This window comes from Streptomyces sp. T12 (assembly GCF_028736035.1).
In the GTDB taxonomy this organism is placed as follows: Bacteria; Actinomycetota; Actinomycetes; order Streptomycetales; family Streptomycetaceae; genus Streptomyces.
In genome coordinates, this window is record NZ_CP117866.1 from 8,897,031 (window position 1) to 8,920,984 (window position 23,954).

The 23,954-nt window shown below is 70.7% G+C and carries 18 protein-coding genes; 12 read left to right on the top strand and 6 right to left on the bottom strand.

The window, feature by feature from the left end; translation table 11 throughout:
- Positions 1–4 precede the first annotated feature (4 nt).
- A complete protein-coding gene (locus tag PBV52_RS39925; RefSeq protein WP_274245545.1) occupies positions 5–1,771 on the bottom strand; it encodes an SGNH/GDSL hydrolase family protein in 1,767 nt (588 codons plus the stop codon).
- 243 nt (positions 1,772–2,014) lie between these two features.
- Here PBV52_RS39925 and PBV52_RS39930 point away from each other — a divergent pair, with 243 nt between their 5' ends.
- Positions 2,015–2,422, top strand: a complete 408-nt coding sequence (locus PBV52_RS39930; protein ID WP_274245547.1) for a DUF6278 family protein — start codon at positions 2,015–2,017, stop codon at positions 2,420–2,422.
- Between the two features lie 137 nt (positions 2,423–2,559).
- Positions 2,560–3,303 carry an amino acid ABC transporter ATP-binding protein gene (locus PBV52_RS39935; RefSeq protein ID WP_274245550.1) on the top strand — a complete coding sequence of 248 codons (744 nt, stop codon included), beginning with the start codon at positions 2,560–2,562 and terminating at the stop codon, positions 3,301–3,303.
- 225 nt (positions 3,304–3,528) lie between these two features.
- On the opposite strand, the gene PBV52_RS39940 is transcribed toward PBV52_RS39935, so the two are convergent.
- Complete coding sequence (locus PBV52_RS39940) at positions 3,529–5,097, bottom strand: CocE/NonD family hydrolase (protein ID WP_274245552.1); 1,569 nt, start codon at positions 5,095–5,097, stop codon at positions 3,529–3,531.
- A 116-nt stretch (positions 5,098–5,213) separates the two neighbouring features.
- The gene (locus PBV52_RS39945) at positions 5,214–5,972 is read right to left on the bottom strand and encodes a hypothetical protein (RefSeq protein ID WP_274245554.1); all 759 of its coding nucleotides are present in this window, start codon (positions 5,970–5,972) and stop codon (positions 5,214–5,216) included.
- A 117-nt stretch (positions 5,973–6,089) separates the two neighbouring features.
- Here PBV52_RS39945 and ggt point away from each other — a divergent pair, with 117 nt between their 5' ends.
- Complete coding sequence (gene ggt / locus PBV52_RS39950; protein WP_274245556.1) at positions 6,090–7,889, top strand: gamma-glutamyltransferase; 1,800 nt, start codon at positions 6,090–6,092, stop codon at positions 7,887–7,889.
- A 13-nt stretch (positions 7,890–7,902) separates the two neighbouring features.
- Here ggt and PBV52_RS39955 read toward each other — a convergent pair whose 3' ends face one another.
- Both PBV52_RS39955 and map read right to left on the bottom strand, forming a co-directional pair.
- On the bottom strand, positions 7,903–10,458 hold the full coding sequence (locus tag PBV52_RS39955) for an ATP-dependent Clp protease ATP-binding subunit (protein WP_274245558.1): 2,556 nt from the start codon (positions 10,456–10,458) through the stop codon (positions 7,903–7,905).
- A gap of 318 nt (positions 10,459–10,776) precedes the next feature.
- Positions 10,777–11,553: a type I methionyl aminopeptidase gene (gene map / locus PBV52_RS39960; protein ID WP_274245560.1), complete on the bottom strand. Its 777-nt coding sequence runs from the start codon at positions 11,551–11,553 to the stop codon at positions 10,777–10,779.
- Positions 11,554–11,618: 65 nt separating this feature from the next.
- On the opposite strand from map, the gene PBV52_RS39965 reads away from it, so the two are divergent.
- The 9 genes from PBV52_RS39965 (at position 11,619) to PBV52_RS40005 (ending at position 23,134) form a co-directional block, all read left to right on the top strand.
- On the top strand, positions 11,619–11,879 hold the full coding sequence (locus PBV52_RS39965; protein WP_274245562.1) for a helix-turn-helix domain-containing protein: 261 nt from the start codon (positions 11,619–11,621) through the stop codon (positions 11,877–11,879).
- A 132-nt stretch (positions 11,880–12,011) separates the two neighbouring features.
- Complete coding sequence (locus PBV52_RS39970) at positions 12,012–13,928, top strand: hypothetical protein (RefSeq protein ID WP_274245564.1); 1,917 nt, start codon at positions 12,012–12,014, stop codon at positions 13,926–13,928.
- A gap of 225 nt (positions 13,929–14,153) precedes the next feature.
- Positions 14,154–14,996, top strand: a complete 843-nt coding sequence (locus PBV52_RS39975) for a nitrilase-related carbon-nitrogen hydrolase (protein WP_274245566.1) — start codon at positions 14,154–14,156, stop codon at positions 14,994–14,996.
- Positions 14,993–16,276, top strand: a complete 1,284-nt coding sequence (locus tag PBV52_RS39980) for an aspartate aminotransferase family protein (RefSeq protein WP_274245568.1) — start codon at positions 14,993–14,995, stop codon at positions 16,274–16,276. Before PBV52_RS39975 ends, PBV52_RS39980 begins: the two co-directional genes overlap by 4 nt.
- A gap of 23 nt (positions 16,277–16,299) precedes the next feature.
- Positions 16,300–17,883 (top strand): PucR family transcriptional regulator, encoded by a 1,584-nt coding sequence (locus PBV52_RS39985; protein ID WP_274245570.1) that lies wholly within the window; start codon positions 16,300–16,302, stop codon positions 17,881–17,883.
- A gap of 180 nt (positions 17,884–18,063) precedes the next feature.
- Complete coding sequence (locus tag PBV52_RS39990) at positions 18,064–18,906, top strand: nitrilase-related carbon-nitrogen hydrolase (RefSeq protein ID WP_274245572.1); 843 nt, start codon at positions 18,064–18,066, stop codon at positions 18,904–18,906.
- 97 nt (positions 18,907–19,003) lie between these two features.
- Positions 19,004–20,407 (top strand): dihydropyrimidinase, encoded by a 1,404-nt coding sequence (gene hydA / locus PBV52_RS39995; protein ID WP_274245574.1) that lies wholly within the window; start codon positions 19,004–19,006, stop codon positions 20,405–20,407.
- An 11-nt stretch (positions 20,408–20,418) separates the two neighbouring features.
- Positions 20,419–21,441, top strand: a complete 1,023-nt coding sequence (locus PBV52_RS40000; protein WP_274245575.1) for a TIGR03842 family LLM class F420-dependent oxidoreductase — start codon at positions 20,419–20,421, stop codon at positions 21,439–21,441.
- 145 nt (positions 21,442–21,586) lie between these two features.
- Positions 21,587–23,134, top strand: coding sequence for an NCS1 family nucleobase:cation symporter-1 (locus PBV52_RS40005; protein WP_274245577.1), 1,548 nt, complete (start codon positions 21,587–21,589; stop codon positions 23,132–23,134).
- Positions 23,135–23,164: 30 nt separating this feature from the next.
- Here the strand turns inward: PBV52_RS40005 and PBV52_RS40010 are convergent, their stop codons facing one another.
- Positions 23,165–23,827 (bottom strand): hypothetical protein, encoded by a 663-nt coding sequence (locus tag PBV52_RS40010; protein WP_274245579.1) that lies wholly within the window; start codon positions 23,825–23,827, stop codon positions 23,165–23,167.
- Positions 23,828–23,954: the final 127 nt, after the last annotated feature.

Genomic DNA, 23,954 nt, shown 5'->3' on the forward strand with positions numbered 1-23,954 from the left:
GGGGTCACCGGAGCAGACCCCGCAGATCCACCGACTCGGCCAGCGCGGCGAGCCCCGCGTCCCCCGGATGCAGATGGTCCCCGCTGTCGTATGCGGGCAGCATCCGGGACGGCCGCGCCGGGTCCCGCACCACGGCGTCGAAGTCGAGCACGCCGTCGAACGCGGGGCCGGAGCGGATCCACTCGTTCACCCTGACCCGCTCCGCGTCGGCCGCCGCAGTGCACCGGACCTCCCCCTCGCACGGCAGGATCGTCGCCGCCAGCATCCGCAGCCCCCGCGCGTGCCCCCGGTCCGCGATCGCGCGCAGCCCGGCGATCACCTGTTCCGCGGTGGTGCCCCACCGCACATCGTTGACGCCCTCGAACACGACCACCGTGCGTGCCGACGTCTGGGCCAGGACATCTCGGTCGAACCGGTAGAAGGCGCTCACCCCGGCCGTGTCCGTGGACACCCCGTCACCGGGATAGCGGTCGCTGACCACACGGTTGCCGGAAATCCCCTGGTTGAGCACCCCATAGCGCGGGACCACATGCTGGTTCAGCAGTCGTGTGGCCAGCACATTGGGCCACCGCCGGTTGGCGTCCATCGTGGACTTGTCGCCGTCGGTGATCGAGTCCCCCAGCAGCACCACGGACCCCGGTCCACCGCCCACGTCGACGCCCGTCAGCAGCGGCCAACTGGTCAGGACCGTGCCGTACGGTACCGCGGAGCCGTCCGCCGTATGGTCGCCCGGCCCGCTCACATACGACCGCTGCTGCGCGAGCCGGTGCACGGGTGCGGCCGGCACGGTCCCGGGCAGGTGGAAGCTCACCAGCAGGTTGGTGTCCGCGGGCACCTGGAAGCTGAGCGGATCGCTGTACGCCTGCGCCCCTGCCGGGATTTCGACGCCCGCCGCCCCCCGGAACGACACCGGCACCGGCGTCCCCCGGGCCGCCGCGCCCGCCTCCTGCACCGCCACCGTGGCGCTCCCGATCCGCACCGGCGCCGCCGCGAAGGTGTTGTCGAACCGCAGCCGCACCCGCGGCCCGCCCGCCGAGGTGTGCACCACCAGCCGCAACGTCCGGTCGGTCCACGGCCCGACGGTCGGATAGCCGCCCGTCGCGGTCGCCCAACTCCCCGTCCAGCCCGGGGCCGCGGGCCGTACCGCCAGCGCGAACACATGCAGCCCGCGCGCGAGTGGCAGCCGTACCGAGGCGACCTCGCGCCCCATGACCAGCGGCACGGTCACGACGTACAGCCGCGGGCGCTCGGCGATTTGGCCGCCGGGCGTGTTGATGTGCGGCAGCGCCAAGGCCTTGGTGGCGAGCGGGCCGGTGCGCCAGTCGGGGGCGGTCAGGCTGTAGCCGGACCGGGTGCCGTCGGCGTACCCCACCGTCCCTGTTCCGCCGACGTCGGTCCCGTCCGTGCCCGCCACCAGAAAAGCGAGCGCGTCACCGCGGCCGTGCACCCGTACGTCCTGCCCTTCGGCCCGCACGTTGTCCGGCTCGCCCGGCTTCCGGTTCGGCCAGGTCAGCCGGGCGCCCTGCACGGTGAGCGTGCGGCCGGGTGTCCAGCCCGCGGCCGCGAGGTCCTGCGCCGACAGGGAGGCGCCCGACCCGTCGAAGTCCGCCTGGGCGGGCCGGGCGTTGTCGCTGACCGCCGTGTTGCCGAAGAGCCGCTCCAGCGGGAGCGGCCCGGCTCTGCGCTCGGTGGCCGCCTGCGCGGAGACACCCGGCACCAGGGCCGCGAAGAGAGCGAGGACGACCGCGGAACTCCACACACGTCGGCGCAACTCCGACTCCTCCCGTTCACGACCGCTCAGGACTACGTATGACTGCACATGACAAGCTCGGGGCGAGACTTCAGGTGAGACGTACAGGCGAGACGTTCTGACGCGACGCAAGACGCACCGAGAAGCTAGAGAGGCACCCGTGACTCGTCAACGAGCCATGCCCGAACTCGGCGTGAACTCGACCGGAATCGGCGGCCCGCGCGCCTGTGGTGCGTTCGGCAGTACGAATGACACGCTGGGGGTATGAAGATCCCTTTTCTGGGCAACCGGCCCGAGAAGCGCGGGGCCCCCGACCCCGAGGGCATCGCCGAGCTCCTTTCCGAGTGCGAACTCCTGCGCTCCCACGCGTCCCGGGCCGGGGTCCAACTCGACGACACCGCGTCCTCGTTGGAGGCGGTCGACCAGTTGGTGCCGCGCTGGCGGGACGACGAGGAGGTCCTGCCCTGGCTCGGCAACGACGCCGGTCTGTATCTCGGCACCGTCATCGTGCGTACCGTGCCCGGGGCCGCCTGGAGGATCCGGCCGGACGGTCAGCCGGTCGTCCGGCTCGCCTCCGGCCGTGAGTTCGATGTCGTGGCCGCGGGGCAGGAGTGGGCCGCGAGCGGGGTGCCCGAGCTGTCGCAGCTGTACGCGGAAGTGGCGGAAGCGTGAGGCCCCGGTCGACAGTTCGACATAAGTTCGGCGTAAATACGGCTTATGCCCGAAAAGTGCGTGTCGTGCATTAAGTCACCTTTCGTCTGGATAGTTTGCGATGACCGCTACACAGCTGACATGGACTGGGGCTGGGCATGGCTGTCGATCCGTTGATCGAGCTGCGTGACGTCAACAAGCACTTCGGGGACCTGCATGTGCTGCAGGACATCAACCTCGCCGTCGCCAAAGGAGAGGTGGTCGTCGTCATCGGCCCGTCGGGCTCGGGGAAGTCGACGCTGTGCCGGGCCATCAACCGGCTGGAGACCATCGAGTCCGGCACGATCACGCTGGACGGGCAGCCGCTGCCCGAGGAGGGCAAGGCCCTCGCGCGGCTGCGCGCCGAAGTCGGCATGGTCTTCCAGTCCTTCAACCTCTTCGCCCACAAGACGGTCCTGCAGAACGTCTCGCTGGGTCAGGTCAAGGTCCGCGGGCGCAAGAAGGAGGACGCCGAAAGGCGCTCCCGTGAACTCCTCGAACGCGTCGGCGTCGCCGACCAGGCGGACAAGTACCCGGCGCAGCTCTCCGGGGGCCAGCAGCAGCGGGTGGCCATCGCCCGGGCCCTCGCCATGGAGCCCAAGATGATGCTGTTCGACGAGCCCACCTCCGCGCTCGACCCCGAGATGATCAACGAGGTGCTCGAGGTCATGCGCCAACTCGCCCGCGACGGCATGACGATGATGGTCGTCACCCATGAGATGGGCTTCGCCCGCTCGGCCGCCAACCGCGTCGTGTTCATGGCCGACGGCCGCATCGTCGAGGACCGCAGCCCCGACGAGTTCTTCACCAACCCCAGCAGCGAGCGCGCCCGGGACTTCCTCTCGAAGATCCTCCATCACTGAGCGGGGAGTGCGACCCATGCCGAGACGAACGGCGTTTTTCCACGCCGGAATCCTCGCCGTGTCCGACGTCGACTACGATGTTTCGTCCGTCCCCAAGGCCGTGGAGGTGGCCCCGGCCGCGACCAGGGACGCTGCTGCCGGGTGGGGATCCCCCCACGGCCCCTAGACCAGGGGCAGCAGGGGGCAGCAGTCACAGAGCCATACCCGCCCGGCGCCGGCCGGAGATCACTGCTCACGCAGTGGGATCGACACGTACGACGGGTCGTTCGCCGGTGAGGAGAAGGTCAGCCGCGCGCCGGACGGGTTGTGCTCGATGTAGAGCGGGTCGACCGTGTCGACGACCAGGGCGAGACGGTGCCCTGCCGGGACGTCGTAGGCCGTGGAGTACAACTCCAGGTCGACGGTGAACGGCTTTCCGGGCGTACGTCCGTGGAAGGTGTACGGCGCGTTGCTGACCAGCTTGCCGAGGCCGAGCGGGCCCACGTCGTAGAGGTAGGCGACGAGGGTGCCGCTCTCCTTGGTCGGTGTGAGAGTGGTGTGCAACTTCGCCGTCCCGCGCACGCGTTGGGGTGTGGCGTACTTCTCCGACTGCCAGACGCCCGCCCAGCGCCGGGGGATCAGCGGGATCGAGGCGACCGGGGGCAGTTGGGCCACCTGGTCGAGGATGCTGGACAGGAAGACGATCCCGCCGTCCGCTCCCGAGTTGACGTTCGTGTGGATGGTGGTCGTGCCGGCGAGGGCGATCTTCTTGTTCGTCGCGCCGACCGACTTCCAGTCCGGGTAGCCCTCGTAGCCGCCCGCGGAACGGGACTTGAGCTGGACCGGCAGCTCGCGGTTGATGCCGTTGTCCTCGCCCTTGAGGTAGTGGTCGAACCAGCGCTCGGTGTCCGTCCACACGTCGTTGGGCAGACCGAACAGGCCGGTCAGCTCGGCGGTGGCGTGGTCGCCGGGACGGAACTCCAGCCGCTTGGGGCCGGTCAGCTTCTCGTAGAAGTCTGCGTACTGGTTGGGCGGGAAGATCGTGTCGCCCCAGGCGTTGGCCATCATGACCGCTGCGCCGTTCTTGTTCAGTTGGTCCACGTATGTAGCGGCCGAACGTTTCTTCCCCCAATTGATCATGTCCTGTTCCTTGGACAGGTTGGAGGCGTAGAAGTCGTTGAAGATCTGCCGGACTTCGGCGCTCTGGCGGCCGGTGACCAGGCTCGCGCCGTCCAGCAGTGCGGCCGCCTGGACGTGCTGGGTGCGGCCGGAGTAGATCGAGCCGATGAGGTCGGCCCAGCCGCTGAGGGCGGCGACCGCCTTGACCCGTTTGTCGTGCGCGGCGGTCAGCAGGCTGATGCCGGCGCCGTACGAGACGCCCGCCATGCCGATGTGCCCCGCGTCGGCCGGGGTGTTGGCGAGCGCCCAGTCGATGACCCTGGACGCGTCGGCTATGTCGGGCGGTCCTGCCACTTCTATCTCGCCGCCCGACTGCCAGAAGCCGCGCACGTTGTAACTGACCACGACATAGCCCGAGTTCGCGAGCTTCTGCGCCTGCGCGAAGTACTCGACCTGGGGCAGGCCCCAGCTCGTGGGCAGCACGAGCAGCGGGTAGCGGTGGCTGCCGTCGGCGCCGGCCGGCGTGATGACGTTCGCCTTGAGCGTGGTGCCGCCGTCGCCGCTGATGTCGACGAAGCGGACGCTGCTCGTGGCCGCCCCGGCGGCCGGGGCGAACCCGAGGGCGCTACCGGCGATCAGAGTCGCGGAAACGGCGCCCACGGCGGTCGTACGCAGGGCCTTGCGATGGTGTCCCACGGGTCACTCCTCACTCGTGTCAGTGCAAAGTGACCGAACGGTAACCGTCGCCTCTTACCGCAAGTAACCCGTCGGTAAGTTACGTGCCAGTAACGATTACCGGAATGTGATGAACCTCAGGAGGTGCGGTGGGTATTGCGCGGAGCCGCTGGTGTCGGCAGCGGCGCCTGCGCCGCCCGTGTCACGTCCGCGACCAGCTCGACGACGTCCGGACCGTACGCCTGTGAGTTGACCACCTTCAGGAGCAGGACGAAGGAGTTGTTGCCGTGCTTGCGGGACAGCCGCTCGTGGTTGCGCGCGAGGTAGCGGGTGGCGGCCTGGTTGGTGATCGAGGTCTGGCCGCAGAAGAGGAAGACCGGGCGGGTGCCGTGGCTCTGGCCGACGGTGAGCCGGGCGAGGAGCGCGTACTCCTCCTTGCCGACCTCCACCCGGTAGCGCTCGGAGCCGACCTGCAAGGCGCCCCGGTCCGGGCCGGGTTCGGTGTCGACGTTCACCCGCACCCCGGGCAGCAGGGATGCCAGGTGCGCCATCATGCGGCGGTTCGACGCCGGGCCGCCGACGCAGAACTCGGTGCGCTCACCGAAGCCCTGGCGCGCCGCGTCGTGCGGGACGATCTGGGCGTGGGCGTCGCAGTCCTTGATGAGGGCGGCGAGTTCCAGGAGCGCGAACACGTCGTAGCGCATCACCGTCAGCTCGGGCCCGCCGGCGCCGCGGTTGACCACCAGCAAGGACTCGGCGTTGTCGGGCAGCCCGAAGAAGGCCTGCTTGCGGCGGAGCTTGCGCTTCCACAGGTACGTACGGGCGAGCCAGCCCAGCGTGGCACTGATGCCCGCCGCGACCACGCCCAGCACGATGTTGCGCACGTCGTCATTCATGGGCGCGCATGGTAGCGGGCGAACGCAAACCGTTGTTCGAGACAGGTGTCCGTGTGCTCCTGACGAGGGCATGGCGATCGATTAGGCTGCGCCAACAGCCCCTGTATGGAGGTGCGGATGCGTCGCCCTGTCGCGCGGAAACTGTCGGTCCTGGCCGTCTCGGCCGCCGTGGTGTCGGTGGGAGCGGCGGCGCCACCCGCCGCGCAGAGCAGCCCCGCCGCCAAGGTCCCCGTGGCTGTCGGCTACGGCGGCGCGGTGTCGAGCGTCGACGCGGACGCCTCCGCGGCCGGCATCGAGGTCCTGAAGAAGGGCGGCAACGCCGTCGACGCCGCCGTGGCCACGGCCGCCGCGCTCGGTGTGACCGAGCCCTACTCCGCCGGCATCGGCGGAGGCGGCTACTTCGTCTACTACGACGCCAAGTCCCGCACGGTGCAGACGATCGACGGTCGCGAGAGCGCGCCGCTGACCGCCGACTCCGACCTGTTCGTGGAGAACGGCACGGCGATCCCGTTCGCCGAGGCCGTCAGCAGCGGGCTGAGCGTCGGCACTCCGGGCACGCCCGCCACCTGGCAGAAGGCGCTGGACAAGTGGGGGAGCAACGGGCTCGGCACCCTGCTGAAGCCCGCCGAGCGGCTCGCCCGGGACGGCTTCACCGTCGACGACACCTTCCGCGCGCAGACCGCCGCGAACGAGACCCGGTTCCGCTACTTCCCGGACACCGCGAAGCTGTTCCTCCCGAACGGGCAGCTCCCGGTCGTCGGCGCCACCTTCAAGAACCCCGATCTCGCCCGCACCTACGCGGAGTTGGCGAGCAAGGGCGTCGGTGCGCTCTACCGGGGCGACCTCGCCGACGACATCGTCGACACCGTCAACCACCCGCCCGTGGACCCGAGTTCCGGCTGGAACGCCCGCCCCGGAGACCTGTCCGCCAAGGACCTGGCCACCTACCGCACCAAGTCCCAGGCGCCCACCAGGACCTCGTACCGCGGCCTCGGCGTCTACTCCATGGCGCCCTCCTCCTCCGGCGGCACGACGGTCGGCGAGGCCCTCAACATCCTGGAGAACACGGACCTGTCCAAGGCGAGCGAGGCCCAGTACCTGCACCGCTACATCGAGGCCAGCCGTATCGCCTTCGCGGATCGCGGGCGCTGGGTCGGCGACCCGGCCTTCGAGGACGTACCGACGAAGGAGCTGCTGTCGCAGAAGTACGCCGACTCGCGGGAGTGCCTGATCAAGGACGACGCGGTGCTGACGAGCCCGGTCGCGCCGGGTGACCCGCGCAACCCGGCGGCCTGCGACGCGAGTGGCACGGCGGCGCCGACCACCTACGAGGGCGACAGCACCACCCACCTCACGGTGGCCGACAAGTGGGGCAACGTCGTCTCGTACACGCTGACCATCGAGCAGACCGGCGGCAGCGGCATCACGGTGCCGGGCCGCGGGTTCATCCTCAACAACGAGCTGACGGACTTCTCCTTCACCCCGGCCAGCCCCAACGTCCACGACCCGAACCTGCCGGGCCCGGGCAAGCGGCCGCGCTCCTCGATGTCCCCGACGATCGTGCTCGACCAGCACAACAAGCCCGTCGTGGCGCTCGGGTCGCCCGGTGGCGCCACCATCATCACCACCGTGCTGCAGACGCTGACCGGCTTCCTCGACCGCGGGCTGCCGCTGGTCGACGCGATCGCCGCGCCGCGCGCCAGCCAGCGCAACCAGACCACCACCGAACTCGAACCGGGCCTGTACGACAGCCCGTTGAGGGCCGAGCTGCAGGCCATCGGTCACGGCTTCCGGCAGAACCCCGAGATCGGCGCGGCCACGGGCGTCCAGCGGCTGCCGAACGGCAAGTGGCTGGCCGCCGCCGAGACGGTACGGCGGGGCGGCGGCTCGGCGATGGTGGTGCGGCCGGCGTCGTAGCGCCGCACCACGGTCACAACTCGGGGGCGGGCGGCAGCTCTTCCGTACGGAAGGCGAGCCGCCCGTCCTCCACGTCCACCGTCACCCGGCCGCCCTCGCCGATCCGGCCGTCCAGGAGCAGCCGGGAGAGCTGGTTGTCGACCTCCTTCTGGATGGTGCGACGCAGCGGACGGGCACCGTACTCGGGCTGGTAGCCGCGCTCGGAGAGCCAGTCGACGGCCCTGCCGGTGAAGTCGACCGAGACGCCCTGCGCCCGGAGCAGACCGCGGGTCTTGTCCAGCAGCAGGTTGGTGACCCGCTCCAGCTGGTCGTGGGTCAGCTGGCGGAAGACGACGATCTCGTCGATGCGGTTGAGGAACTCGGGCCGGAAGTGCTCGCGCAGGGGCCGCAGGATCCGCTCGCGCCGCGCCTCCTCGTCGGCCTCCTCGCCGCCCGCGCCGAACCCGATCCCGGTGCCGCCCCGGCTGATCGCCTCCGAGCCGAGGTTGCTGGTCATCACGATGACCGTGTTGGTGAAGTCGACGGTCCGGCCCTGGGAGTCGGTCAGCCGCCCGTCGTCCAGGACCTGCAGCAGGATGTTGAAGACATCCGGGTGGGCCTTCTCCACCTCGTCGAGCAGGAGCAGCGAGTACGGATGCCGGCGCACGACCTCGGTGAGCTGGCCGGCCTCCTCGTGACCGACGTAGCCGGGCGGGGCGCCGACCAGGCGGCTGACGGTGTGCCGCTCCTGGTACTCGCTCATGTCCAGGCGGACCATGCGCTCCTCGCTGCCGAACAGGGCCTCGGCGAGCGCCCGGGCCAGCTCGGTCTTGCCGACGCCGGTCGGGCCGAGGAAGAGGAAGCTGCCGATCGGCCGGTCCGGGCTGGCGAGCCCGGCCCGCGAGCGCAGTACCGCGTCGGAGACGACGCGCACCGCCTCGTCCTGGCCGACGACCCGCTCGTGCAGATGCTCCTCCAGACCGAGCAGCCGGTCCTTCTCCTCCTCGGTGAGGCTGCTCACCGGGATGCCGGTCTGCCGGGACACGACCTCCGCGATCGCCTCGGTGGTGACCTCCAGGTGCTGGCCCTCGTCGACCTCCTCGTCGCCGGCCGCGTCCGCCATGCGTTGCTTCAACTCGACGATACGGTCGCGCAGTTGCGTCGCCTGTTCGTAACTCTCGTCGGCGACCGCCTGGTCCTTGTCCCGGTACAGCTGCTCGACCTCGCGCTCCATGGCCCGTACGTCCGTGCCCTTGGTCCGCGCGTGCAGCCGTACCCGGGCGCCGGCCTGGTCGATCAGGTCGATCGCCTTGTCCGGCAGGCGGCGGTCGGTGAGATAGCGGTCCGACAGTTCGACGGCGGCGACGAGCGCTTCGTCGGTGTAGCGGACCTGGTGGTGGGCCTCGTAACGGTCGCGCAGACCGCGCAGGATCTCGATCGCGTCGGCGGCGGTCGGCTCGGGGACGAGGATCGGCTGGAAGCGGCGGGAGAGGGCCGCGTCCTTCTCGATCCTGCGGTACTCCTCCAGGGTGGTCGCGCCGACGACGTGCAGCTCGCCGCGGGCCAGGGCCGGTTTGAGGATGTTCCCGGCGTCCATGGACCCGCCCTCGCCGCCGCCTCCGGCGCCCACGACCGTATGCAACTCGTCGATGAAGACGATCAGTTGGTCGGAGTGCGAGCGGATCTCGCTCACGATGTTGTTGAGCCGCTCCTCGAAGTCACCCCGGTAGCGGGTACCGGCCACCACGCCCGTCAGATCGAGCGCGATCACCCGGCGGCCGCTGAGCACGTCGGGCACGTCGCTGTCCGCGATCCGCTGGGCCAGGCCCTCCACGATCGCGGTCTTGCCGACGCCCGCGTCGCCGATCAGCACCGGGTTGTTCTTGCCGCGCCGGGAGAGCACCTCGATGGTCTGCTCGATCTCCTCGTCCCGGCCGATCACCGGGTCGATACGGCCGCGGCGGGCGAGGTCGGTGAGGTCGCGGCCGTACTTGTCGAGGGTGGGCGTACCGGTGTCGACGCGCGGCCGCTGATCGATGCGGGGCCGGGAATCGGGGGCGTCCGAGGCCTCGGGGGGCCCGCTGGAGGGGGCGAACCGGGCCGCGTTGAGGATGTGCCCCGCCGCGGAGTCGGGGTTCGCGGCGAGGGCGCTGAGCACGTGCTCCGGGCCGATGTAACCGGCGCCGCGCGCCCGGGCCAGATCGTGCGCGTCCAGCAGGGCGCGTTTGGCGGCCGGCGTGAGGGAGAGCGACGTCGGCGGCGGGGCCTCGCCCGGCGGGTGCTGGACGGGGCCCGACCGCTCGTCGATCTCCGTCGCCAGCGAGTCCGGGTCGGCGCCGGCCCGGGTGAGCAGACTCCGGGTCGGTTCGGCGGACAGCGCGGCGCGCAGCAGGTGCTGCGTGTCCAGGTCGCGGCTGCCGTGCTCGGCGGCGTACTGTGCGGCGCCCCGCACCAGCTCCCGGGCCGGCTGACTGAGCAGGCGGCCGATGTCGATCTGCCGGGGGCCGGGGCGCGGTCCGCCGAAGAAGCGGGCGAGGAATTCTCCGAAGGGGTCGTAGTCTTCCGGACCACCATTGAAGCCGCTGGTCATGGCGTTCCCATCCGGCGTCCCTGCGCGGGCAGGGTCGCCCTCGCTGATCGACGTGCCGGAGCCGGGTAACCGGGTTCGGCCACGCTCATGCCACGATGGCACGTTCTGGCTCAGGGGGCATGTGCAGGAACGCCCGGGCTTCAGCCTCCGGCTCGTGGCCAGGTCGCGGTAGAGGGGGTCGCGGACCCGGACCATGGGCAGGGCGCCCAGAGCCCGTTTGTCCTGCGTCGCGGAGCCGCGCCCGCCACCACCACGCAGGCCCAGGACGCCCGGGACGCCATGTGCGCCGTCAGCCTGCGCTCCGCCGGGGTGGTGTGGTCAGAGGGCTTCCCGGGCGGTGAGAATGCGCGGTCCCGCGTCGGTGATCGCCACCGTGTGCTCCACGTGCGCCGCCCGGGAGCCGTCGTTCGTGCGCAGGGTCCAGCCGTCCGGGGCCGCGTGGTAGCCGTCCTCGCCGCCCGCGATGAGCATCGGCTCGATGGCGAGGACCAGACCGGGCCGCAGCGGCATGCCCCGGCCCGGGCGGCCCTCGTTCGGCACCGACGGATCCTCGTGCATCTTGCGGCCGATGCCGTGTCCGCCGAAACCGTCCGGGATGCCGTACCCGGCGGCCCGGCACACCGAGCCGATCGCGTGCGCGATGTCGCCCAGCCGGTTGCCGACCACGGCCGCCTCGATGCCCGCCGCCAGCGCCCGTTCCGCCGTCTCGACGAGACGTGCGTCGGCCGGGCGCGGTGTGCCGACCGTGAAGCTGATCGCCGAGTCGCCCGCCCAGCCGCCCAGTTCGGCGCCGCAGTCGATGGAGACCAGGTCGCCGTCGCGCAGGCGGTAACCGGTCGGGATGCCGTGCACGATCGCGTCGTTCACCGAGGTGCAGATGACGGCGGGGAAGGGAACGGGGGCGAAGAAGGGCCGATAGCCGAGGAAGGGCGAGGTCGCGCCCGCCGCGCGCAGCACCTCACGCGCCACCTCGTCCAGCTCCAGCAGGGAAACCCCCACGTCAGCGGCCTTGCGTACGGCCGTGAGGGCCTGCCCCACGACCTGCCCCGCCGCGTACATCGCATCGATCGACGTGTCCGTCTTCAACTCCACCATGCCAATTACTATACCGGTATTTGAATGGGGGTGGGCGGGGTGGGTGCGGTATTAGAATGGGCGCCATGGTGCGCACCCCTCTCACCCCCGAAGAGCGTGAACGCGGCGAGCGGCTCGGCCGGCTGCTCCGCGAGGCGCGCGGCGGCCGCAGCATGGTGGAGGTCGCGGCGAGTGCCGGCATCTCCGCCGAGACGCTGCGCAAGATCGAGACCGGCCGGGCGCCCACCCCGGCCTTCTTCACGGTGTCCGCACTGGCGCAGGCCCTCGGTCTGTCGATGGACGAACTCGCCGGGCGCTGCACACCGGTGGTCGAGGTCGCCGCCTGACGGGCGCGCGCGTCACGTTCCGGCAGGTGCGGCGTACTCTGCGTCCATTCGGAAAACTTCCCGTAGCGCGTTCGTAACATGGCTGGTGTTGCCTAACGGACCGGAGTACTCCGGTCTGGCGGGAGTTGGGCGATGTCAGTGGATCAACTCCCGGCCCGGGTACGGGAGTTCGTGAACTACCTGGATGGTCTTCTGGCGCGCCTTGATCAGGGCGGCGGCTGGTGCGGGGTGTTCTGGCAGCGCGACCCGGAAGGCATGCAGGCCTGCCTCGACGGACGGGAAGTGCCGCCCTGGGACGTGGTGGAAGCACTCCTGCACGACCTCGCCACCCAGTACGGACCCGGCGGCGCCGGCCCCGAGACGGAACGCGCCCGCGCCCTGCACGCCGCCGCCCTCGCCGCGTACGACTCCCGTCCCGGCGGCCGTGACGCCCTCGGCGACCGGCTCGACGTCATGCTCCGCGAGCAGCGGTACGCCGCCGAACGCCAGGCGGACCTGGGCCGATCGCTCGCCTCCGCCACCAGCCAGGAAGCGGCCGACGCCATCCGTCTCGACCTCGCCTGGGCCCGCGACGACCACGAACGCGCGACCGCGCGGTGCGCCGAACTCCGGGCCCGGATCACCGACCTGGACCGACGGACGGCGAGCGAACGGGGGCAGGCGATACGGCGGGACCGGGTGGGGGAGGGGTCCGTGTTCCGCGTCTCCGAGCGGTTCGGGGACGAGGGCCTCGCGGACGAGGCGCCCGGGGGCGAGGAATTCAGGGAAGACGGGTTCGGGGACGTCGGGCCCGGTGCGGGCCGTAGGCAGCCGAGTGCGACCGGCTCTCGCGGCGGCGGATTCCCGGGTATGCCGCATCAGCGCGACGCGCGGTCGGAGGCCCAGGCGGCGGGTCGGCCCGAAGGGCTGGGGGCAGCCCCTGCCGGGACGGCCGCCGACCGACACGACGGGCGCCGAGCGCCCACCCCGGCCGCCGAAGCGGCTGAGTGGCGCGCAGCGCGGCGACGCCCCGGTGCCGGGCCGGCGTCGGAAGGGCATGGCTCTCTCCAGGGGCGTCCTGCGGACCGTTACGCCCCGGGAGGCATCGCCGGACCGTCCGACTGGCCGGACACACAGGGCGCGGGCGCCGGCGCCGACGTCGGCACGGCGCACCCCACCGGGCGTCCCATGGACCGCACCGCCCCGGTCGGCGCCACCGCGGCGTCCGACTGGCCGGACGTGCGGTACTCCGTCGACTCGACGCCCGAAGAACATGCCCAGGCCCCCTCGATCGCCCCCGACCCCGCCCCTGCCCCCGACCCCACCCCCAAACAACGCAAGCGCCGCCGAGGCGGCGCCCGGTTCGCCGGGATGGTCGAGGAGGAGGCGGCCCCCGTCGTCGTACCGCCGACCGCGGACCCCACCCTTCCCGCGCGGCCCGTCTCCAGCGGCCGTACCCCGCGTGGGGCCCGGTTCGCCGGGGCCGCCGTCGAGACGCCCGCGCACACGGCCCCGGAGCCACGGCTCGAACCGACGGACCCGGCGGATCGGCGGGAGGTCGTCGGGACCGTGCAGACGCTGGTGCGGCTGCGTGGTGAGGGGCGCACCGGTGAGGCGCATGTGCTGCTCGTGGAGGCCGCGTACTGGCCCGCCGCCCGCTTCCCCCTGCTCGCCGCCGAGATGCAGCGCGCCGGACTCGGCGCCGACTGGGCCAGCCTGTTGTGGGAGGCGGCCTCGCTGCCGGCCGAGCGGCTCGTCGCCGCGGCCGACGCGCTGACCGAGGCGGGGCGTGCCGAGGACGGGGAGCAGATCCTGCGGCAGGGCGTGGCGCGGCCCGCGCACGAGATCGGGCAGGCCGTGGTGCGGCTGGTCGACGAGGGGCGGCACCGCGAAGTCCGCGCGCTGCTCGACGCGTACGTCCGCGTCCGCACCCCGGAGGAGGCCGCCCGCAGCGCCGAGCCCGCCCCGAAGAGGCTCGTACCGCTGCTGCTGGACGCCGCCCGGGGTGTCTCGGACGAGCGTTACTGGGATCTCGTCCATGCGCTGCGGGTGGCGGGCTACACGGCGTGACGCCCCCGATCATGGCGCGCGCCTGAACACGGCGCGACGCCCCCAGTCATGGGCTGACACCCCTCCCACCGGCCCCATCCGTCCCCCACTGGAGTGTGAAACGTGATCGACTCAGCGGGTTAACGACGATGGTCTTGGCAAGGCTGTTCCAGGGGCTTACTTTCAAGCCTCTACGGCCCCCTCTACGGGCGTAGAGGCTCTGACGTCCCGTCGAAGGAGCAGCTCATGGCCAACGTCGTCCGCGCCGCTCTGGTCCAGGCCACCTGGACCGGCGACACCGAGTCCATGGTGGCGAAACACGAGGAGTACGCCCGCGAGGCGGCCCGGCAGGGCGCCAAGATCATCGGGTTCCAGGAAGTCTTCAACGCTCCCTACTTCTGTCAGGTCCAGGAACCGGAGCACTACCGCTGGGCCGAGCCGGTACCCGACGGGCCGACCGTGCGTCGGATGCAGGAGCTCGCCCGCGAGACGGGCATGGTGGTCGTCGTCCCCGTCTTCGAGGTCGAGCAGTCCGGTTTCTACTACAACACCGCGGCCGTGATCGACGCCGACGGCACCTTCCTCGGCAAGTACCGCAAGCACCACATCCCCCAGGTCAAGGGCTTCTGGGAGAAGTACTACTTCAAGCCCGGCAACGTCGGCTGGCCCGTCTTCGACACCGCCGTCGGCAAGGTCGGCGTCTACATCTGCTACGACCGCCACTTCCCGGAGGGCTGGCGGCAACTCGGCCTGAACGGCGCCCAGTTGGTGTACAACCCGTCAGCGACCTCGCGGGGGCTGTCCGCGTACCTGTGGCAGTTGGAGCAGCCCGCGGCCGCCGTCGCCAACGAGTACTTTGTCGCCGCGATCAACCGCGTCGGGCAGGAGCCGTACGGGGACAACGACTTCTACGGGACGTCGTACTTCGTCGACCCGCGCGGCCAGTTCGTCGGTGAGGTCGCCAGCGACAAGGGCGAGGAACTCGTCGTCCGGGACCTCGACTTCGACCTGATCGAAGAAGTGCGGCAGCAGTGGGCCTTCTACCGCGACCGCCGCCCCGACGCCTACGAAGGACTGGTGCAGCCGTGACCAAGGACCTGCTGGGACGCCACCGTGACGTCATGCCGGACTGGCTCGCCCTCTACTACGAGGACCCGCTGGAGATCACCCACGGCGAGGGCCGGTACGTGTGGGACTCCGAGGGCCACCGCTACCTCGACTTCTTCGGCGGCATCCTGACGACGATGACCGCGCACGCGCTGCCCGAGGTGACGAAGGCGGTGAGCGAGCAGGCCGGGCGGATCATCCACTCCTCCACCCTGTACCTCAACCGGCCCATGGTCGAACTCGCCGAGCGCATCGCCCAGTTGAGCGGCATCCCGGACGCCCGCGTCTTCTTCACCACCTCCGGCACCGAGGCCAACGACACCGCCCTGCTGCTCGCGACGACCTACCGGCAGAGCAACACGATCCTCGCCATGCGCAACAGCTACCACGGCCGCTCGTTCAGCGCGGTCGGCATCACCGGCAACCGCGGCTGGTCGCCGACCTCGCTGTCACCGCTGCAGACGCTGTACGTCCACGGCGGGGTGCGCACGCGTGGGCCGTACGCGCAGCTGAGCGACGACGACTTCATCGCGGCCTGCGTCGAGGATCTGGTGGACGTCCTCGGCCACACCCGCCCGCCCGCGGCCCTCATCGCCGAGCCCATCCAGGGCGTCGGCGGCTTCACCTCGGGGCCGGACGGGCTGTACGCCGCGTTCCGGGAGGTGCTCGCCGAGCGCGGCATCCTGTGGATCGCCGACGAGGTGCAGACCGGCTGGGGCCGCACCGGTGAGCACTTCTGGGGCTGGCAGGCGCACGCGCAGTCCGGTCCGCCGGACATCCTGACCTTCGCCAAGGGCATCGGCAACGGCATGTCCATCGGCGGTGTCGTCGCCCGCGCCGAGATCATGAACTGCCTGGACGCCAACAGCATCTCCACCTTCGGCGGCACCCAGATCACCATGGCGGCCGGCCTCGCCAACCTCAACTACCTGCTGGAACACGACCTCCAGGGCAACGCCCGGCGCGTCGGCGGACTGCTCGTCGAGCGGCTGCGGGCCGTCGCGGCGCACGTGCCGCACGTACGCGAGGTGCGCGGTCGGGGCCTGATGCTGGGCATCGAGATCACCAGGCCCGGCACGGACGAGGCCGACCCGGCCGCAGCGTCGGCCGTGCTGGAGGCGGCCCGCGAGGGCGGCCTCCTCATCGGCAAGGGAGGCGGGCACAACACCACGTCCCTGCGCGTCGCCCCGCCCCTGTCCCTCACCGTCGCGGAGGCCGAGGAAGGCGCCGCGATCCTCGAGAGCGCTCTGAGGAGCATCTGAACCAGCTGAGCAAGGGAACCACCATGACCACCACCGCCAAGACCTGGGAGCGCCTCGAACCGGTCCTGTCCGTCCGGCAGGTCCTCACCCTGGAGCGGGTGCTGGCCGGGGAGCCCGAGGTGGTGGCCGGTGCCGGTCAGCTCGACCGTCCGGTGCGCTGGGTGCATGTCGCCGAGGCGCCGGACGTCGGGGTGATGCTCAGCGGCGGCGAGATGGTGCTGACCACCGGGGTGCTGCTCGCCGGGGACGAGGAGAAGCAGGCCGAGTACATCCGGTCCCTGCACCGGGCGGAGGCCGCGGCCGTCGTGCTGGGCCTGGGCCGTGCGTTTCCCGCCCCGCCGGACGTGATGCGCCGGGCGGCCGAGCGGTGCGGGCTGCCGATGGTCGTCCTGCACCGGCCCTTCCCGTTCGCCGAGCTGACAGAAGAGGTGCAGTCCCGGCTCGTACGGCGCAAGTTCGCCGCCGTCAGCCTCTCGGAGGCCGTACGCACCGCGCTCACCGGACTCATCACCGCGGGCGCCCCGCTCCAGCGGCTCCTCGACGAGGTCGCCGCGCACAGCGCCTGCCCCGTCGTCGTCACCAACCTCGCTCACCGCGTCCTCGCCACGGCGGGGGAGCGGTCGGCGGTGGACGACGTGCTGCGCGACTGGGAGCGCATCGCCCGCCAGGCCGGCGGCAGCGAGGGCGACGGCTGGATCCGCGCCGAACTGGGCGGACGCGGGGAGCGCTGGGGCCAGATCATGCTCTGCGGGCACCGCGGCGACACCGCCACCGGACGGCTCCTCGCCGAACGCGCCGCCGAGGCCCTCGTCCTGCACCGCATGCTCGGCGGCAACTCCGCGCACACCTGGGAGGAGCAGTCCGCGCAGAGCCTGCTGACCGACCTCGTCAGCGGGGTCGTACCGGCGCGGCAGCTGCTGCCACGCGCGCGTGCCGCCGGACTGCCGGTCAACCGGCGCACCTTCGTGCCGCTGGTCGTGCGCGACGGTGAACCGGTCCAACTGGAGCGTGTGCTGCGGATGCTGGGGCTGTCCGGGATCGTCGCCGAGCTCGCCGACGGGGCCACCGCCGTCCTGCTCAGCCTCGCCCGGGACCAGGACGCCGTCGTGCTCGCCGCGAACTTCGCCGCGCGGGTGCGCTCGGAGTCGGGGGCCGCCCGGACCGTCGTGGCGGCCGCCGACGCGCGTACCGCCTGGGACGACGTACCCGCCGGGCTGCGCGAGGCCCAGCATGTCGCCGATGCCGTCGCCGACTCCTCGACCGTCCTCGACCCACCGGCCGTCGTACGCCTCAAGGACGTCCATCTGCGGGGCCTGATCCGGCTGCTGCGGGACGATCCGCAGGTGCAGTCGTTCGCGGAGCGCGAGCTGGACGGGCTGCTGTGCGGACGGGACGACGAGGCGGGCGCCCTGCTGGCCGTACTGCGGACGTACCTCGCCACCGGCCGCAACAAGTCCCGCACCGCCCAGCTCCACCACGTCTCCCGGCCCGCGCTCTACCGCCGCATCGAGGCGATACAGACACGGCTCGGCGTCGACCTCGACGACTTCGAGCAGGCTGCCTCGGTGCATATCGCGCTCCTCGCGCACGACGCGCAACTGGGCTGACAAGGCGCCGCGGAAACCGCGTAGAAACACACGACGACCTGGGAAAACGGCGGTGAAACATGGTTCCTGCAGAGGGTGACACCGTGACACGCCGCACGCCCGCAGACGTGACACCGTGCAACTCAAAGGCGGCTTTCGGACTTCCTAGCCTTCTCGCACACCGAGCGACCGGAGGTCCCGATGAGCCAAGTGATCCGTGCCGCCCTCTTCCAGACCGCCTGGACCGGCGACAAGGAATCGATGATCCAGGTACACGAGCAGGCGGCCCGCGACGCGGCCGCGCAGGGTGCTCAGGTCCTGTGCTTCCAGGAGCTGTTCTACGGGCCGTACTTCTGCCAGGTCCAGGACAAGGCGTTCTACGAGTACGCCGAGCAGATCCCGGACGGCCCGATCGTCAAGCGCTTCCAGGCGCTCGCCAAGGAACTGGGGCTCGTCCTGATCCTGCCGATGTACGAGGAGGAGCAGCCCGGCGTCCTCTACAACACGGCCGCGGTGATCGACGCGGACGGCTCGTACCTCGGCAAGTACCGCAAGCACCACATTCCCCAAGTGCCGGGATTCTGGGAGAAGTTCTACTTCCGTCCGGGCAACCTGGGCTGGCCGGTCTTCGACACCAAGGTCGGCAGGATCGGCGTCTACATCTGCTACGACCGGCACTTCCCCGAAGGCTGGCGGGCGCTGGGGCTCGCGGGTGCGGAGATCGTGTTCAACCCGTCGGCCACCTCGCGGGGTCTGTCCGCCTACCTGTGGCAGCTGGAGCAGCCGGCGGCCGCGGTCGCCAACGAGTACTTCGTCGGTGCGATCAACCGGGTCGGCGTCGAGGAGCTGGGCGACAACGACTTCTACGGAACGACCTACTTCGTCGACCCGGAAGCCCAGTTCGTGGGCGAGGTGGCCAGCGACAAGGAGACCGAGCTGGTCGTCCGCGACCTGGACATGGCCAAGCTGCGCGAGGTGCGCGACCGCTGGCAGTTCTACCGCGACCGCCGTCCCGACGCGTACCCGCCGCTGACCGCGCCGTAGCGGATCCGTGCACCGCCGGCCCGGCACACGGGGGGCCGGGCCGGCGGTGCCGGACGACTTGCACGAACCCAGTGTCGACCACGGTAGGAGAAGGAGCATGAGCAGCCGTACCGTCATCCGCGGTGGTCTCGTCATCACCGCGTCCGACGAAATGCACGCCGACGTCCTGATCGAGGACGGCCGCATCGCCGCACTCGCCGCGAGCGGCACCCCGGCCGCCGAGGCCTGGACGGCCGAGCGGACCATCGACGCGACCGGGAAGTACGTGATCCCGGGCGGCGTCGACGCCCACACCCACATGGAGCTGCCGTTCGGCGGCACCTTCGCCTCCGACACCTTCGAGACCGGCACCCGGGCCGCCGCCTGGGGCGGCACGACCACGATCATCGACTTCGCCGTGCAGAGCGTCGGCCACTCGCTGCGTGAGGGCCTCGACGCCTGGCACGCGAAGGCCGAGGGCACCTGCGCGATCGACTACGGCTTCCACCTGATCGTCTCCGATGTGAACCAGGAGACGCTCAAGGAGATGGATCTGCTGGTCGAGGAAGGCGTGACCAGCTTCAAGCAGTTCATGGCCTACCCGGGGGTGTTCTACTCCGACGACGGCCAGATCCTGCGCGCCATGCAGCGCTCCGCCGAGAACGGCGGCCTGATCATGATGCACGCCGAGAACGGCATCGCGATCGACGTACTGGTCGAGCAGGCGCTGGCGAGGGGGGAGACCGACCCGCGCTACCACGGGGAGGTGCGCAAGTCGCTCCTCGAGGCCGAGGCCACCCACCGTGCCATCCGGCTCGCCCAGGTCGCGGGAGCTCCCCTGTACGTCGTGCACGTCTCGGCGATGGAGGCGGTCGCCGAGCTGGCCAGGGCGCGCGACGAGGGGCTGAACGTCTTCGGCGAGACCTGCCCGCAGTACCTGTTCCTGTCCACCGACAACCTCGCCGAGCCGGACTTCGAGGGCGCGAAGTACGTGTGCTCGACGCCGCTGCGGCCCAAGGAGCACCAGGCCCAGCTGTGGAAGGGGCTGCGGACGAACGACCTCCAGGTCGTCTCCACCGACCACTGCCCCTTCTGCTTCGTGGGCCAGAAGGAGCTGGGGCGAGGGGACTTCTCCAAGATCCCCAACGGCCTTCCCGGCGTCGAGAACCGTATGGACCTGCTCCACCAGGCCGTCGTCGACGGCCACATCTCACGCCGCCGCTGGATCGAGATCGCCTGCGCGACCCCGGCCCGGATGTTCGGCATGTACCCGAAGAAGGGCACGATCGCGCCGGGCGCGGACGCCGACGTCGTGATCTACGACCCGGGAGCCGAGCAGGTCATGTCCGCCGTCACGCACCACATGAACGTCGACTACTCGGCGTACGAGGGCAAGCGCACCACCGGCCGGGTCGAGACGGTCCTCTCGCGCGGCGAACTCGTCATCACCGAGCGGGAGTACACCGGGCGCGCCGGGCACGGCGTCTACACCCCCCGTTCCACCTGTCAGTACCTCAATTAGGAGCGGAGTACATGGACTTCGGACTCGTCCTGCAGACCGACCCGCCGGCCTCGCGGGTCGTCAGCCTGATGAAGCGCGCCGAGCGCAGCGGCTTCACGTACGGCTGGACCTTCGACTCCGCCGTGCTGTGGCAGGAGCCGTTCGTGATCTACAGCCAGATCCTGGCGAACACGCAGAAGCTGAAGGTCGGCACGATGGTCACCAACCCGGGCACCCGCACCTGGGAGGTCACCGCCTCCACCTTCGCCACCCTCAACGACATGTTCGGCAACCGCACGGTCTGCGGCATCGGCCGCGGTGACTCGGCCATGCGCGTCGCCGGCCGCAAGCCCAACACGCTCGCCCGCATCAGCGACGCCATGAAGGTCATCCGGGCACTGGGGCGCGGCGACGAGGCCGACCTCGGCGGCGGCACGGTCGTCAGGTTCCCGTGGATCAAGGAGGGCGCCGAACTCCCCGTATGGATGGCGGCGTACGGGCCCAAGGCCCTGAAGATGACCGGCGAGGAGGCCGACGGGTTCATCCTGCAGCTCGCCGACCTCTATCTGACCGAGTACATGGTCAAGGCCGTGAAGGACGCGGCGGTCGCGGCCGGGCGCAACCCCGACGACGTCAAGATCTGCGTCGCCGCCCCCGCGTACGTCACCGAGGACGACTCGCCCGAGGCGCTCGCCCACGCACGCGAGCAGTGCCGCTGGTTCGGCGGGATGGTCGGCAACCACGTCGCCGACCTGGTCGCCAAGTACGGGGAGCACTCCGCCGCCGTACCCGACGAACTCACCGACTACATCAAGGCGCGCGAGGGGTACGACTACTCCCATCACGGGCGCGCCGACAACCCGGACACCCAGTTCGTGCCCGACGAGATCGTCGACCGGTTCTGCCTCATCGGACCGGCCGAGAAACACATCGAGAAGCTGAACGCGCTGCGTGAGCTGGGCGTCGACCAGTTCGCCGTCTACGACATGCACGACGCGCAGGAAGCCGTCATCGACGCGTACGGATCGACGGTCATCCCCGCGATCAACGCCTGATCGCAGCCGACGAGTTCGACACACACCCAGTCCCTCCGCTCCACTGACCCCCCACCTTGTTCCCCCCTCCCCGCCGTCCCGGGGAGGGGTCCAAGGCCCCCGCACGGCCTATCCATCCCGTCCCGCATTGTCGATTGGCCTGCCCATGACCGAAACAGTCCCCACGGGGTCACCGATATCGCAGTCGGCCGGTGCCGACGGCCGGATCGAGCTCGCCCCCGAGGCATTCCCCGCCGACAGCCCCTTCGCCAACGAGGATCTGCGTCCCGTACCGGTCTCCGAGCGCAAGTGGACGACGTACAACTTCGCGGCCCTGTGGATCTCCATGGCCCACTGCATCCCGAGCTGGACCCTGGCCTCCGGCCTGGTCGCGCTCGGCATGGACTGGAAGCAGGCCGTCTTCACCATCGCCCTGGCCAACGTCATCGTGCTGCTGCCGATGCTGGCCACCGGGCACGCCGGACCCAAGTACGGCATCCCCTTCCCGGTGCTGGCGCGGGCCTCCTTCGGGCTGCGCGGTGCCAACATCCCGGCGCTGATCCGGGCGGCCGTGGCCTGTGGCTGGTTCGGCATCCAGACCTGGATCGGCGGCAGCGGCATCTTCGCCCTCGGCTCCAAGCTCACCGGCGGTCACTGGGAGGACGCGGGCAAGATCGCGGGCAACCCCTGGCCCCTGTGGCTCTGCTTCATCCTCTTCTGGGCCGCGCAGATCGCCATCATCTACCGCGGCATGGACTTCCTGCGGCACTTCGAGAACTGGGCCGCGCCCTTCGTGATCGTCGGCGCCCTCGTGCTGCTGATCTGGATCGCGGTCAAGGCGGACGGCTTCGGCGCGCTGCTCGACCAGCCCTCCAAGCTGGGCTGGGGCCCCGACTTCTGGCCGGTCTTCTTCCCCTCCCTCATGGGAATGATTGGATTTTGGGCGACTTTGTCCCTGAATATCCCTGACTTCACCCGCTTCGGCGCCAGCCAGAAGGCACAGACCTGGGGCCAGTCCCTCGGCCTGCCCACCACGATGACCCTCTTCGCGGTCCTCGCCGTGCTGGTCACCTCCGGCTCCGAGGTGGTCTACGGCGAGGCGATCTGGGACCCGGTCACCCTCGCCGCCAAGACGGACAGCGTCTTCGGCCTGCTCTTCGCCCTCATCGTCGTCCTGGTCGCCACGATCTCCGTGAACATCGCGGCGAACGTGGTCTCCCCGGCGTACGACCTGGCGAACCTGGCGCCGAAGCTCATCAACTTCCGTACGGGCGCGCTGATCACCGGTGTCGTCGGCGTGCTGATCTTCCCCTGGAAGCTGATCTCCACCCCGGAGTTCTACATCTTCACCTGGCTCGGCGTGGTCGGCGGACTGCTCGGCACGGTCGCGGGCATCCTGATCGCCGACTACTGGATCGTCCGCCGCACGGTCCTGCACCTCGCGGACCTGTACACGCCCGGCGGGCGCTACTGGTACTCGTCCGGCTGGAACTGGCGCGCGATCGTTGCCTTCCTCGTCGGCGGCGTCCTCGCGGTCGGTGGCTCGTACTCGGGTGTCGGCGCCGACGGTGCGAAGACCGGACCGTTCCCGGTCGACGGACTGATCCCGTTCCTCAAGCCGCTCGCCGACTACGGCTGGGCGGTGGGCCTGGGCGCCTCGCTGGTGCTGTACGTGGTGCTGATGGCCGGACACAAGGAACGCGTCGAGGCCTGAGCCCGCCGTGAAAGGACGTGAGGAGGACGGTCAGCCCTGCTGGCCGTCCTCCAGCGCGGCCACCGCCTCCTTGGCCGCCTTGATGGCGCCCTTGTTGATGTCGTCCGTGCTGGGCGCCTCTTTCGACTCGAAGTCGCTTCCGCTGTAGGTGATGGAGACCAGCGCGTTGGATGCGCGGATCATCACCACGCCCTCTCGGGTCTGCTGCTTGTCCTCGGTGGTGAGGTTCACGACGGAGTACCCGGCGTCGCCGATGCCGGGGACGGCGCCTCCGCCGCTCTTGTTCGCGACGCGCTCCTTGTAGGACTTCTCCGCCGCGTCGTCCGACGCGGTGATCTCGAAGGACACGTCCAGCCAGCGGTAGTCGTAGCCCTTGAGCGCGTTCCACGAGCAGGTGCGGCGCAGCTTGGAGTCCGTCGAGGGGATCTCCTTGCCGGCCGTCTTGGCGCCCGGAACGAGCGACTTGATCGTTTTCGTGCTCAGGCTGTCGCACGGCGCGGGAGCGGCGGCGTACGTCTTCGAGACCGCCGCCGTCGCGGGGGCCGAGGGCGAGTCGTCGCCGCTCTTCTGCGCCGCCGGTTGGTCGGCGGCCTGCGTCGCTGGTCCGGACGACAGTGCCCAGCCCGCCGCGGCGAGCACGACGACGGGCGACAGGCGCGCGGTGAGGGCGAGCGGCAAGGGAAGAGAACGCACGGCGCACTTTTCGTGGGGGACGGTGCGGAGGGAGTCCGCACTGCGGACGGGACGCCAGTGTCACATGACTCTCTGTGGGGCGGAAGTGCCAACTCGCTCCGTGCTGACGCCGTTACGGGAGGGGCGC